At 65.3% G+C, this 12,697-nt stretch carries 11 protein-coding genes; 6 read left to right on the top strand and 5 right to left on the bottom strand.

Annotation, left to right across the window (positions count from 1 at the left end; all coding sequences use genetic code 11):
- The first annotated feature begins 16 nt into the window (after positions 1-16).
- From CCOS865_RS12670 to CCOS865_RS12660, 3 genes are all read left to right on the top strand, one after another.
- Positions 17-1,465 carry an aldehyde dehydrogenase gene (locus CCOS865_RS12670; protein ID WP_119141256.1) on the top strand — a complete coding sequence of 483 codons (1,449 nt, stop codon included), beginning with the start codon at positions 17-19 and terminating at the stop codon, positions 1,463-1,465.
- Between the two features lie 82 nt (positions 1,466-1,547).
- On the top strand, positions 1,548-3,407 hold the full coding sequence (locus tag CCOS865_RS12665) for a feruloyl-CoA synthase (protein WP_244216098.1): 1,860 nt from the start codon (positions 1,548-1,550) through the stop codon (positions 3,405-3,407).
- On the top strand, positions 3,404-4,651 hold the full coding sequence (locus CCOS865_RS12660; RefSeq protein WP_119141252.1) for a thiolase family protein: 1,248 nt from the start codon (positions 3,404-3,406) through the stop codon (positions 4,649-4,651). Before CCOS865_RS12665 ends, CCOS865_RS12660 begins: the two co-directional genes overlap by 4 nt.
- A gap of 235 nt (positions 4,652-4,886) precedes the next feature.
- On the opposite strand, the gene CCOS865_RS12655 is transcribed toward CCOS865_RS12660, so the two are convergent.
- Both CCOS865_RS12655 and CCOS865_RS12650 read right to left on the bottom strand, forming a co-directional pair.
- Positions 4,887-5,351 carry a MarR family winged helix-turn-helix transcriptional regulator gene (locus tag CCOS865_RS12655; protein WP_119141250.1) on the bottom strand — a complete coding sequence of 155 codons (465 nt, stop codon included), beginning with the start codon at positions 5,349-5,351 and terminating at the stop codon, positions 4,887-4,889.
- Between the two features lie 130 nt (positions 5,352-5,481).
- Positions 5,482-5,979 carry an HIT family protein gene (locus CCOS865_RS12650; protein ID WP_119141630.1) on the bottom strand — a complete coding sequence of 166 codons (498 nt, stop codon included), beginning with the start codon at positions 5,977-5,979 and terminating at the stop codon, positions 5,482-5,484.
- Between the two features lie 158 nt (positions 5,980-6,137).
- Here CCOS865_RS12650 and CCOS865_RS12645 point away from each other — a divergent pair, with 158 nt between their 5' ends.
- Positions 6,138-7,991 (top strand): ABC transporter ATP-binding protein, encoded by a 1,854-nt coding sequence (locus CCOS865_RS12645; RefSeq protein WP_119141248.1) that lies wholly within the window; start codon positions 6,138-6,140, stop codon positions 7,989-7,991.
- 274 nt (positions 7,992-8,265) lie between these two features.
- Here the strand turns inward: CCOS865_RS12645 and CCOS865_RS12640 are convergent, their stop codons facing one another.
- Both CCOS865_RS12640 and CCOS865_RS12635 read right to left on the bottom strand, forming a co-directional pair.
- The gene (locus CCOS865_RS12640) at positions 8,266-8,634 is read right to left on the bottom strand and encodes a MerR family transcriptional regulator (protein ID WP_119141246.1); all 369 of its coding nucleotides are present in this window, start codon (positions 8,632-8,634) and stop codon (positions 8,266-8,268) included.
- Between the two features lie 108 nt (positions 8,635-8,742).
- Positions 8,743-9,321, bottom strand: coding sequence for an NAD(P)H-dependent oxidoreductase (locus CCOS865_RS12635; protein ID WP_119141244.1), 579 nt, complete (start codon positions 9,319-9,321; stop codon positions 8,743-8,745).
- A 239-nt stretch (positions 9,322-9,560) separates the two neighbouring features.
- Here CCOS865_RS12635 and CCOS865_RS12630 point away from each other — a divergent pair, with 239 nt between their 5' ends.
- Both CCOS865_RS12630 and CCOS865_RS12625 read left to right on the top strand, forming a co-directional pair.
- On the top strand, positions 9,561-10,610 hold the full coding sequence (locus tag CCOS865_RS12630; RefSeq protein WP_119141242.1) for an alpha/beta hydrolase: 1,050 nt from the start codon (positions 9,561-9,563) through the stop codon (positions 10,608-10,610).
- An 18-nt stretch (positions 10,611-10,628) separates the two neighbouring features.
- Entirely contained in the window at positions 10,629-11,801 is a 1,173-nt protein-coding gene (locus CCOS865_RS12625; RefSeq protein ID WP_119141628.1) for a (R)-mandelonitrile lyase, read from the top strand.
- Here CCOS865_RS12625 and CCOS865_RS12620 read toward each other — a convergent pair.
- Positions 11,789-12,682 (bottom strand): LysR family transcriptional regulator, encoded by an 894-nt coding sequence (locus CCOS865_RS12620; protein ID WP_119141240.1) that lies wholly within the window; start codon positions 12,680-12,682, stop codon positions 11,789-11,791. The two genes, CCOS865_RS12625 and CCOS865_RS12620, sit on opposite strands and share 13 nt — an antisense overlap.
- Positions 12,683-12,697 lie beyond the last annotated feature (15 nt).

Genomic DNA, 12,697 nt, shown 5'->3' with positions numbered 1-12,697 from the left:
AAAAGAGGAATGCCCGATGTTCGAGGTGCCCTTGTTAATCGGCGGTAAGACGCGTGCGGCCAGCAACGGCGCCACGTTCGAGCGCCGCCATCCGGTCAGTGGCGAGGTGGTGTCGATAGTCGCTGCGGCCACCCTGGCCGATGCCGACGCGGCGGTCGACGCTGCGCAGGCGGCCTTCCCGGCGTGGGCTGCGCTGGGCCCGGGCGAGCGCCGGCGGCGCCTGCTCAGGGCGGCTGATGCTCTGGAAGCGCGCAGTGGCGAATTCCTGGCGATGGCCGCAGAGACGGGCGCCAAGGCCAACTGGTACGGCTTCAACGTCATGCTGGCGGCCAATATCCTGCGCGAAGCGGCGTCGATGACCACCCAGATCCAGGGCGGCGTGATCCCCTCCGACGTGCCGGGCAGCTTTGCCATGGCTCTGCGTCAGCCGTGCGGCGTGGTGCTCGGCATCGCGCCGTGGAACGCCCCGGTGATCCTCGCCACGCGGGCCATCGCCATGCCGCTGGCTTGCGGCAATACCGTCGTGCTCAAGGCCTCCGAAGCCAGCCCGGCAGTGCATGGCCTGATCGGCCAGGTGTTGCAGGAAGCCGGGCTTGGCGACGGCGTGGTCAACGTGATCAGCAACGCGGCAGAAGACGCACCGGCGCTGGTGGAACGGCTGATTGCCCACCCGGCGGTGCGGCGTGTGAACTTCACCGGCTCGACCCACGTCGGGCGCATCGTCGGTCAACTGGCTGCCCGTCATCTCAAGCCGGCGGTGCTCGAGCTGGGCGGCAAGGCGCCGTTTCTGGTGCTGGCCGACGCCGACCTGGACGCGGCGGTGGACGCAGCCGCGTTTGGCGCCTACTTCAACCAGGGGCAGATCTGCATGTCGACCGAACGCCTGATCGTCGACGAGGCCGTGGCCGATGTGTTCGTCGCCAAGCTCGGTGCCAAGGTGCGCAGCCTGCGCGCGGCGCATCCGGCGGATGACAGCGCGCCGCTCGGCTCGCTGATTGATGCCGGTGCCGGCGAGCGCATCCAGGCCCTGGTGGATGACGCGGTCGGCAAGGGTGCGACGCGGGTCGCGGGTGGCGAGCGGGCCGGCAGTGTCATGCAGCCGGTCCTGCTCGATCACGTCGACAGCAGTATGCAGCTGTACCGCGAAGAGTCCTTCGGCCCCGTTGCCGTCGTACTGCGCGCCAGTGGCGACGAGGCACTGCTGGCGCTCGCCAACGACTCCGAATTCGGCCTCAGCGCTGCTATTTTCAGCCGCGATACCCAGCGCGCCCTGGCCTTGGCCCAGCGCCTGGAGTCAGGCATCTGCCACATCAACGGCCCGACCGTGCACGACGAAGCGCAGATGCCCTTCGGTGGCGTCAAGGCCAGTGGCTACGGCAGCTTCGGCAGCACCTCGGCGATCGACGCCTTTACCCAGCTGCGTTGGGTCACCGTGCAACACGGCCCGCGCCATTACCCGATTTGAAGCACGCTCCTCACAACAACAATAGCGAATGCACCCTCGGGCCTCATGGGCCGGGGGCGCAGCAGGCAGAGGTAGGATGGTTATGGACTGCGACACTCTCTCGGTTGCCCAGCGTGCGCCCTTGCGTGCGGTGAAGATCGGACAGCCTCAGGTGGAGGTGCGCCAGCAGGGCGACATCCTCTACCTCAACCCTGTGGAAACCCTGCGCGCCTACCCGCAACGGTTGATGGAGCGCCTGCTGCACTGGGCCGAACTGCGCGGCGAGCAGACCTTCGTCGCCCGCCGCGGCGAGGACGGGCAGTGGCAGCACATCAGCTACGCCGACATGCTCCAGCGCGTGCGCCGCATCGCCACCTGGCTGCTGGACCAGGGCCTGAGTGCCGAGCGGCCGTTGCTGATTCTCTCCGGCAATGACCTTGAACACGTGCAGCTGGCCAGTGCCGCGCTGTATGCCGGCATTCCCTATTGCCCGGTATCGCCTGCCTACTCGTTGCTGTCGCAGGACTTCGGCAAGTTGCGCCACATTGCCGAGACCTTGCAGCCGGGCCTGGTGTTCGCCGCCGATGCCACCTATGCCCGGGCCATCGAGGCGGTGTTCCCGGCCTCGGTGAGCCTGGTCATGGGGCAGGGGCAGGTGCCAGGGCGCGCGAGTACGGCATTCGACGACGTGCTCGCCACCGTCGCCGAGCCTCGCGCCGATCAGGCGTTTGCCGCGCTGCGTCCGCAAAGCCTGGCCAAGTTCCTGTTCACCTCCGGCTCGACCAAGCTGCCCAAGGGCGTGATCACCACCCAAGGCATGCTCTGCGCCAACCAGCAGATGCTCTTGCAGACCTTCCCCGAGTTTGCCGAAACACCGCCGGTGCTGGTCGACTGGCTGCCCTGGAACCACACCTTCGGCGGCAGCCATAACGTCGGCATCGTGCTCTACAACGGCGGCTCGCTGTACATCGACGACGGCAAGCCGACCCCGCAGGGCTTTGCCCAGACGCTGCACAACCTCAAGGACATTTCCCCCACGGCCTACCTCACCGTGCCCAAGGGCTGGGAAGAGCTGGTCAAGGCACTGGAGCAGGACAGCACCCTCTGCGAGCGCTTTTTCAGCCGCATGAAGCTGTTCTTCTTTGCGGGCGCCGGCTTGTCCCAGGCCATCTGGGACCGCCTCGATGCGGTCGCCGTGGCCCACTGCGGCGAGCGTATCCGCATGATGGCCGGCCTGGGCATGACCGAAACCTCGCCGTCCTGCACCTTTACCACCGGGCCACTGTCGGTGGCGGGCTATATCGGCCTGCCGGCCCCCGGTTGCGAGGTCAAGCTGGTGCCGGTGGACGGCAAGCTCGAGGCCCGCTTTCGCGGACCGCACGTGATGCCGGGCTACTGGCGCGCGCCCGAGCAAACCCAGCAGGCATTCGACGACGAGGGCTTCTACCGCAGCGGCGACGCCGTGCGCCTGTGCGCGCCGGACAACCCGCAGCTGGGCCTGATGTTCGACGGGCGCATCGCCGAGGATTTCAAGCTGTCTTCGGGGGTGTTCATCAGCGTCGGCCCGATGCGCACCAAGGTCATTCTGCAGGGCGCACCCTATGTGCTGGACGTGGTGGTGCTGGGGCCGGATCGCCCCTGCCTGGGCGTGCTGATCTTCCCGCGCATGCCCGAGTGCCGGCAACTGTCCGGGCTCGGCGCGCAGGCCAGCGACAGCGAAGTGCTGGCCTCGCCCGCGCTGCGTGACTGGCTGGCCAGCCTGCTGGCCACGCTCAACCGCGACGCCACCGGCAACGCCAGCCACATCCAGTTCGCCAGCCTGGCCGGCGAGGCGCCGTCCATTGACCTTGGCGAGGTCACCGACAAGGGCTCGATCAACCAGCGCACGGTGCTGCAACTGCGCCACGACCTGATCGAAAGCCTGTATGCAGGGCCTGGTGCGCTGCGGGTCGACGCGCCATGAGCGGGCGAGGGCAGTACCGGGCGTTCGCAGCCACCGCGTTGCTGGATGGGGTACGCACCCCCTGGGTCGATCTCAACGGCCCGCTCGCGCTGCTGTCGCCCACGGACCTGGGCATCAAGGCCGGGCGGGCGGTGTTGCAACGGGCGGGGGTCGAGGGCCGTGAGGTGGACAGCGTGCTGGCGGGCTCGATGGCCCAGGCAGACTTCGATGCCTACATGTTGCCCCGGCATATCGGCCTCTATTGCGGCGTCGACCAGGCGGTGCCGGCCCTGATGGTGCAGCGGATCTGCGCGACCGGTTTCGAACTGCTGCGCCAGGCCGGCGAGCAGATCGAGGCGGGGGAGGCGGGCACTGTGCTGTGCGTGGCGGCCGAGTCGATGTCGCGCAACCCGATCGTTGCCTACACCCACCGAGGCGGCTTTCGCTTGGGCAGCGAAGTGGGCTTCAAGGATTTTCTCTGGGAGGCGCTGTTCGATCCGGCGGTGGGCATCAGCATGATCGAGACCGCCGAGAACATCGCCCGGCAATACCACATCTCGCGGCCGGCGGTGGACGCCTGGGCGGCCCAGAGCTTCGCCCGCACCCTGACGGCGCGGGCGCAGGGCTGGTTCAGCGACGAGTGCGTCAGCGTGGTCAGCGAAGTGTTCGAAGCGCCGGGCCTGCGCCCGCGTGGCATTCGCCTGCCGCGCGGCGTCGACGCCGTCAGTGAAGACAGCCACCCGCGCCCCACCTCGCTGGAGCGCCTGGCGCAACTGTCGCCGGTGTACCCGGACGGCGTGCAAACCGCGGGTAACAGTTGCGCAGTGGTCGATGGCGCGGCCGCAGTGCTGATGTGCTCTGCCGAGCAGTTGGCGGGGCGTCGGCCCCTGGCGTGGTTGCGTGCGAGCAGCGTGGTGGGCGTTGCGCCCGAGGTGATGGGGCTCGGCCCGGTGCCGGCGATCCGCCTGCTGCTGGAGCGCACAGGGCTTGCGCTGGCAGACATCGCCCACTTCGAAATCAACGAAGCCCAGGGCGCGCAGATCCTGGCAGTGCAGCAAGCGCTGGGCATCGACCCTGACCGCTTGAACGCCCGAGGCGGTGCTATCGCCCTCGGCCATCCGTTGGCCGCCACCGGTGTGCGCCTGGCCCTCAGCGTGGCGCGGCAACTGCGCGCCAGTGGCCAGCGCTACGGCGTGGCCTCGGCGTGCGTCGGTGGCGGGCAGGGCATGGCGCTGCTGTTGGAAAATCCGCACCCAGTCGCCTGACAAAGACGCTTCAGGCGTGAGCTCGCCGGGGCCGCTGCGCGCCCCTTTCGCGACACTAGGCCGCTCCCACAGGATGGCGGGTTTCCCTTATTTTTGTTCAAAAGACGAAAATTACTGCAAGGCGCCGTCCATGTGGGAGCGGCCTTGTGTCGCGAAAGGGCTGCGCAGCGGCCCCGGCGAGCTCACGCCAAGCACAATTTCAGAACACCTTGAAAGGCCTGGGGCTTCCGGCGCGTTAGTAAACCTTGCGCAGCAGGCTGAGCAGTTGCTGGCGCTCTTCGTCGTTCAGGTTTGCGGTCGCCGCCCGGTCGCTTTCTTCGGCGATTGCGTACAGGGTCTTCAGCAATTTCTCGCCCGCCTTGCTCAGGTACAAACCGTAAGAGCGCTTGTCGACCTTGTTGCGTATGCGCAGCGCCAGTCCGGCTTCTTCCAGTTTGTTGAGCAGCGGTACGACTTGCGGCGGCTCGATGTTCAACGCCTTGGCCAGCTCGGCCTGGGTCGGGCCAGGGCTGTTGGCGATGATCGCCAGGGCGGAAAATTGCGCAGGTCGCAAGTCGTAGGGCGCCAGGCACTCGACCAAGTGCTGGAACACCTTCATCTGCACGCGGCGCAACGCATAGCCGACCAAGTCATCGAGGTTGCTCGGGGGAGCGCTCTCGCTGCCATCGGCACCGGATTGGAATGCAGGGGATGTGCTCATGCGATCTCGTCGGCCAAGGAAAAAGGGTAGTAATGAATCGTTAACAAGTATAACCGATGCAGATCGGCTGGAAAAAGCCGCGGTTTGGCTTTGGTCTCATGCGTCTGTAGATTGACCAGGACGTTCCAACTCAGTCAACGTTCTGCCCCTCGAATGCGTCACGCAGGGTCGCAATCACCTGCTCGACAGCAGGGCCTTCAATCGCTGGCGGCTCAGGGCGCTCACAAAACTCCCGCCATACGTAAAGCGTCAGCTCTGCGCCATCCGTTTGCGAAAGGCTATTTTCCCGCGACCCGAACTGTTGCAGCAGCCGGTATCTGTCATCTGCCCAGAACAGTGCCTCAACCCACGGGTACACCGGGATGAAGTGGAAGTGGATCGAGTAGCCCGCATCGTGTCCGTATCGGCCGATATACAGGCGTTTGGGTTTTAGATGGTCTTCGAGGGTCTGCTGAATTCTGGCCAGCAGCACACCTAACTCCGCATGAGCTTCGGCCGGTAGCGTTGACAGGGAGTTGGTCATTGCCTTTGCACTCAGCATCACGTAGCCCGGCAGCGCGCTGTCCATGCGATGGTTGAGCACCCAGTACTGGAACTCCTGGATGATGAACCGATGCGGTATGTCCATGGGGTGGCCTCGGAAGATGAGGTCGCAGGGTATCAAGACGCTGGGCCTGTGTCCGTCAGGGCTCATGCACTTGCCCCGGAACGGACAGCCACAGACACGACTCAAAGCTCTCATTAAATGGCAGAATCCCCTCACATCTGACCACTCCGGAGACCTTCATGCTTGGTGCGTTTGAACGCAGGCTAGACCCTTTCCCGCCCGACGAGGCGCCACCGCCCCCTGACGGGCTGGTGCGGTTCTTGTGGGCGTGCACGCGTGGCGCCCGGGGCTACATCCTCGCGCTTGCGCTGCTCAGTGCCGGCGTGTCGATTTACGAAGCCTGGTTGTTTTCCTTTCTCGGCCAAGTCGTCGACCTGCTGTCGACGTGGAAGGCCGGCGGCGTTACCGACGGCCAGGAAGCCCCAGTCCTGTGGGGGATCGGCATCGTGCTGCTCACCAGCATCGGCCTGGTGGCGCTGCGCACCGTGGTGCAGCATCAGGTGTTGGCGATCAACCTGCCGCTGCGGCTGCGCTGGGACTTCCATCGGCTGATGCTGCGCCAGAGCCTGTCGTTCTTCTCCGATGAGTTCTCCGGCCGGGTCACCACCAAGGTGATGCAGACGGCCCTGGCGGTGCGCGAGGTGCTGTTCACGGTCATCGAAATCGTCCCCGGGATCGGCGTGTACTTCATTGCGATCATCGCGCTCGCCGGCGGCTTTGCCTGGAAGCTGATGCTGCCCTTTATCGCCTGGCTCGCGTTGTTCGGGCTCGCCATGCGCTACTTCGTACCACGCCTGGGCAAGGTGGGGCAGGAGCAGGCCCATGCGCGCTCGTCGATGACCGGGCGAATCTCCGACGCCTACACCAACATCACCACCGTCAAACTGTTCTCCCACTCCAAGCGTGAAGCGCACTTCGCGCGCGCGGCGATGGAGGATTTCAAGCAGACCGGCTTTCGCCAGATGCGCCTGGTCAGCCAGTTCGAGATCGTCAACCAGGCGCTGGTGGTGGCGCTGATCATGGCGGCGGGCGGCTATGCCCTGTGGCTCTGGCACGAGGGCGCCGTCGGGGCAGGGGCCGTCGCGGCAATCACCGCGATGGCGTTGCGTATCAACGGCATGTCGCACTGGATCATGTGGCAGATGACCTCGCTGTTCGAAAACATCGGCACCGTGCAGGACGGCATGGCCACCCTGACCCGCGGCCCCAAGGTGCAGGACGCGCCGGACGCGGGCGTGCTACAGACCCGCGGCGGGGCCGTCACGTTCGACAACGTCGGCTTCAACTACAACGGTGAGCGGCAGGTGCTCGATGGCCTGAGCCTGCACATTCGCCCGGGGGAAAAGATCGGCCTGGTGGGCCGCTCCGGTGCGGGTAAATCGACCCTGATCAACCTGCTGCTGCGCTTCTACGACGTCGACAGTGGTGAGATTCGCATCGATGGGCAGAACGTGGCCAAGGTCACTCAGGACAGCCTGCGCAGTGCGATCGGCATGGTCACCCAGGACACCTCGCTGCTGCACCGCTCGATCCGCGACAACATCGCCTACGGCCGCCCCGATGCCACCGACGCACAGATCCGCAGTGCCGCCGCCAACGCCCAGGCCGATGGTTTCATCCAGCAACTGAGCGACCGCCAAGGCCATACCGGCTACGACACCCTGGTGGGCGAGCGCGGCATCAAACTCTCGGGTGGCCAGCGGCAACGGGTTGCCATCGCCCGGGTGATGCTCAAGAACGCCCCGATCCTGTTGCTCGACGAAGCCACCAGCGCCTTGGACTCGGAAGTCGAAGTCGCCATTCAAGAGAGCCTCGATGAGATGATGGAGGGCAAGACCGTGATCGCCATCGCCCATCGGTTGTCGACCATCGCGGCGATGGATCGACTCATCGTCATGGATCAGGGGCGCATCATCGAGCAAGGCAGCCACAGCGAACTGCTCGAGAAGAACGGCGTCTATGCGCGGCTGTGGCAGCACCAGAGTGGTGGGTTCCTGGGTGAGGACCAAGGGGTGTCTGAAGCGGTGGAGTAGGCCTGTGTTGTCGCTCTAAAGCCCATCCCTTTCAAGATGTTCTGAAATTGCGCTTGGCTTGAGCTCGCCGGGGCCGCTGCGCAGCCCTTTCGCGACACAAGGCCGCTCCCACATGGACAGCGCCGTGCAGTGGTTTTGCGTATTGAACAAAAATTGGGCAGCACTCCCTCCTGTGGGAGCGGCCTTGTGTCGCGAAAGGGGCGCGCAGCGGCCCCAGCGGGCTCAAGCCAAAGATAAATTCAGACCTTGAAAGGGCTGGCTCTAAAGCCGGCCTTCACGACTCTACGTGGCATTGATAGCTGGCGTCCTTGAGGCTGGCTTCAAATGCCTCGAGCTCGCCGTACACCTTCTGCAGGCCTTGGATCTGCGTCATCACCTCCAGCTTCTTGTCGGCGATCGCCTGGTTCGCCAGCGCCCAAGGCAGCGCCTGCCCTCGGTGGTCCTGGAGGATCGCCTGCATTTCCTTGAGCTTGAAACCCAGCTGCTGAGCGCACTTGATGAACGTCAGTAGCTCGACGCTCTGCTGGCTGTAGACGCGGTACTTGCCCTCACGTTGGGGCGGCGGCAGCAGGCCGATGTCTTCATAGTGGCGGATGGTCTTGACCGTCGTGCCCGACAACTGGGCGGCTTTGCCGATATACATGAAGATCCTTTTCAGCAGGGGATTGGGCGTGCTCCGGCGCGCATCTTTGCACAGCGCCATGGCGTCGGGAACCGGGCGAGGGCAAGCCGCTGCTGCAGCCCCTGGCGATCAGTGGCGGGCGATAGCCCGGGCCTGCTTGAGCCAGGCGCCGCGCTGATCCGCGCTGGAGCCCAGCAGCGGTCCGCACATGAGGGTCTTCGACGGTTCGATGCCGCAGAACTGCAGCGTGGTCTTGCGCATCTGGTGCAGGCCGGGCATGCGATAGAACCACCTGAAGTACCACGGCGGCGTGTCCATGGTCACCAGCAGGTGGGCCGTCCTGCCCTTGAGCAGTTTGTCGGGGAAGGCCTTGCCCTCGCGGTACTTGAAGGCAAACCCGGGCAGGAAGGTGCGGTCGAGAAAACCCTTCAGCAACGCCGGCACACCGCCCCACCAGATCGGGTAGACGAATGCCAGGTGCTCGGCCCAGGTGATATCGGCCTGGGCCTGGAGCAAGTCAGGCTCCAGTGGCTGAACCTGTTTGTAGCCGTCCCGCAGCACCGGGTCGAAGTCCAGCGCATCCAGTCGTAGGACCCGCACCTCATGACCCGCGCTCACGGCCGCCTGCACATAATCATCGGTCAACGCACCACAGAAACTCTCGGCTGAAGGGTGACCCAGTATCACCAGTACACGCTTGCTCATCATCACTGCACCCTGAATATCGAACCCTCAGGCTAAGGTCTGCCCTTAACAGGAGAGTCAATGGCTGATGCCGCGCAGCCCTCCCAAGCACCGGTTTATGCATGAGCGTTATGAGTGCTATGTAATTGGCCATATTTATCGATTAATGCCTGAGCGGTAACGTGCTCCTCAGATCGGGTTTGGCGGTTTACGGCTGAACAATCAGTCCGCCCGCCATCACGCTTGAATGTCAGGAGTCCTGCATGATGCGAAGCACGTTAAAGGCCACCTTGATGGCGGCCATGGTCGGCATGGCGGGCGCCGAAGCCGCCGACTACCGGCACAATCCCTACACCTTGACCTACGACGGCGCGCTGACCAACAACGCGCCGGGCAAGGTCAACATCCATCCAGTGACCTACACGCTCAATGGCCTGAACATCGCGGCCAACGTCTACACCCCGGCGAACTATGACCGCAGCAAGAAGTACCCGGCAGTCGTCGTGGCGCACCCCAATGGCGGCGTCAAAGAGCAGGTCGCAGGCCTGTACGCCCAGCGGTTGGCGGACCAGGGCTATATAACCATCACCGCCGATGCGGCCTACCAGGGGGCCAGCGGCGGCGAACCGCGCAATGTCGACAAGCCGGCGAATCGCATCGAGGACATCCGCGGCATGGCCGACTTCATCGCCACTTATGCCGGGGTCGACAGCGCACGCCTGGGCCTTCTGGGTATCTGCGGCGGCGGTGGCTATGCCTTGGCCGCGGCGCAGACCGACAAGCGCTTCCAGTCGATCGCCACCTTGAGCCTGTTCAACTCCGGCCTGGTTCGTCGCAATGGCTATCAGGATTCGCAGGTGTCGAGCATCCAGGAGCGTTTGCGCCAGGCTTCGGCGGCCCGCGCCCAGGAAGCGGCGGGCGGCGAGGTGGCCTACGTCGGCGACGCCAAGCTGACGGATGAGCAGATCGCCCAGTTGCCGTTCGATCTGTATCGCCAGGGCTTCGAGTACTACGGCAAGACCCACGCTCACCCCAATTCGACCTTCCGCTACACCCAGAGCAGCCTGATCGACCTGATGAGCTTTGATGCCACCGACCAACTCGAGCTGATCGACAAGCCCTTGCTGCTGCTCGCGGGCAGCCAGGCCGACAGCCTGTACATGTCGCAGCAAGCCCTGGCCAAGGCCACCGGCACCCAGGACAAACAGCTGTTCACAATCGATGGCGCGACCCATATCGACACGTACTGGGTGCCCGCCTATGTGGACGTCGCCATGGGCCAGTTGACCGCCTTCTACGCCCGAACCCTCTGATTCAAGGAGCACATGCTGATGAAAAACACCCTGATAGGCATCGCGGTGTGCGCCGCCGCGCCGTTTACCGGCGCCGCGGCGGCAGAACGCAGCGAGGAGCCACGCGCCGAGCAGCAGATCAGTCGCGCAGGCAGCCAGGCGTCAATGGCTGGCCCTGCGGATTACTTCACCGGGCGGGTGCGGGTCGATCCGCTGTTCGCCGGCTCCGGTGAACTCAATGCGTCTGGCGCCTACGTGACCTTCGAGCCCGGCGCACGCTCCGCCTGGCATACCCATCCCGCCGGGCAGCGGTTGCTGGTGACCGCCGGCGTCGGTCTGGTCCAGGAGTGGGGCAAACCGATCCAGGAGATTCATCCCGGTGACGTGGTCGTCTGCCCGCCGGGCGTCAAACACTGGCATGGCGCTGCGCCGGCCAGCGGCATGACCCACCTGGCCGTGACCGGCTCGGTGGACGGCAAGAACGTCGATTGGCTGGAGAAGGTGAGCGATGAGCAATACCACGCCCACGGTAACTTGAGCCCCTCCACGCCGCCTGTGCAGCCGCCCGTTTCGCAAACGCTGTCCGCCCGGCAGCAGGCCATCCCGCTGATTGCGGCGGCCATGGCGACCAGCGACATGGCCGGGCTCAACGCGGCACTGAATCGCGGCCTGGATGCGGGGCTGACGGTCAGCGAGGCGAAGGAGGTGCTGGTCCAGCTTTACGCCTACAGCGGTTTCCCACGCAGCCTGAATGCACTCGGCGAGCTGATGAAGGTGGTCGAGGCCCGCAAGCAACGTGGCCTCGAGGACCAGCCAGGGCGTGAGCCCGGTCGTGCCATCCCGGTGGCCGGTGCGTTGCTCGCGGCGGGCAAGGCCAACCAGACGCACATCGCCGGCGCGCCCGTCGAGGGGCCGTTGTTCGACTTTGTCCCGGTGATCAATCAGTACCTGCAGACGCACCTGTTCGGCGACATCTTCGAGCGCGATAACCTCGATTGGCAAAGCCGCGAGCTGGCCACCGTCGCCGCCCTGGCCGTCACGCCTGGGGTCGAGTCACAACTGCGTTCGCACCTGGCCGCCAGCCAGCGCGTCGGCCTGACCACTGCGCAACTGCGGCAACTGATCCAGCTGCTGGCCGCCCACGGCGAGGCCGCTGCCGCCCAGCGCGCCGCTGCAGCGTTGGACACGCTCCTGGCCAATCAACCCGGGTAGCGCAAGGTCTCGCGCAGCAAGGTGAAGGCCGGGGAGCTCTGGCGCCGGCTCGGGTAATAGAGGTGGTAGCCGGAAAAGGGCTCGCACCAGTCTTCCAGCACGCGAATCAGCCGGCCCTGGGCGACGTGTTCCTGCACCAGGTCTTCCGGCATGTAGGCCAGCCCCAGTCCCTGCAGGGCGGCCTGCAGGCGCATGGCGATGTTGTTGAACACCAGCTGGCCTTCGATGCGCACGTTGACGGCCTGGCCGGCTTTTTCGAACTCCCAGACCAGCAGGCTGCCGTGGGTCGGCATGCGCAGGGTGATGCAGTTGTGTGCCATCAGCTCGCTGGGCGTAACCGGCTGCGGATAGCGCGCAAAGTACGCCGGTGAGCCCACCACCGCCATGCGCATGTCAGGCCCGATGCGCATGGCAATCATGTCCTTGGCCACTTGCTCGCCCAATCGCACCCCGGCGTCGAAGCCTTCGGCGACGATGTCGGTGAGGCCGTAGTCGACGATGATCTCGATATTCAGGTCAGGGTGGTCGGGCAGCAGTTTCGCCAGCACCGGGTGCAGGATCGTGATCGCCGAATGCTCCCCGGCGGTGATGCGCAGTTTGCCGGCCGGTTTATCGCGATACTCGCTGAGCAACGCCAGCTCGGTGTCGATTTCTTCAAAGCGTGGGGCGATCACCTGCAGCAGGCGTTCGCCCGCTTCGGTCGGCAACACACTGCGCGTGGTGCGCGACAACAGCCGGACCCCTAAGCGCTCTTCCAACTGCCGCATGGCCCGGCTCAAGGCCGGCTGCGACATCCCCAGCCTGGCGGCGGCGCGGGTAAAGCTCCGCTCTTTGGCCACGGCCGCGAACATGGCCAGCTGGTCGTAGCTTTCGAGGGGCATTGATGCGCTCCGGGT

The organism is Pseudomonas reidholzensis (genome assembly GCF_900536025.1).
GTDB lineage: Bacteria > Pseudomonadota > Gammaproteobacteria > Pseudomonadales > Pseudomonadaceae > Aquipseudomonas > Aquipseudomonas reidholzensis.
Note: the sequence above shows the minus strand (reverse complement) of the source record. Positions and strands in the feature narration are given on the sequence as shown.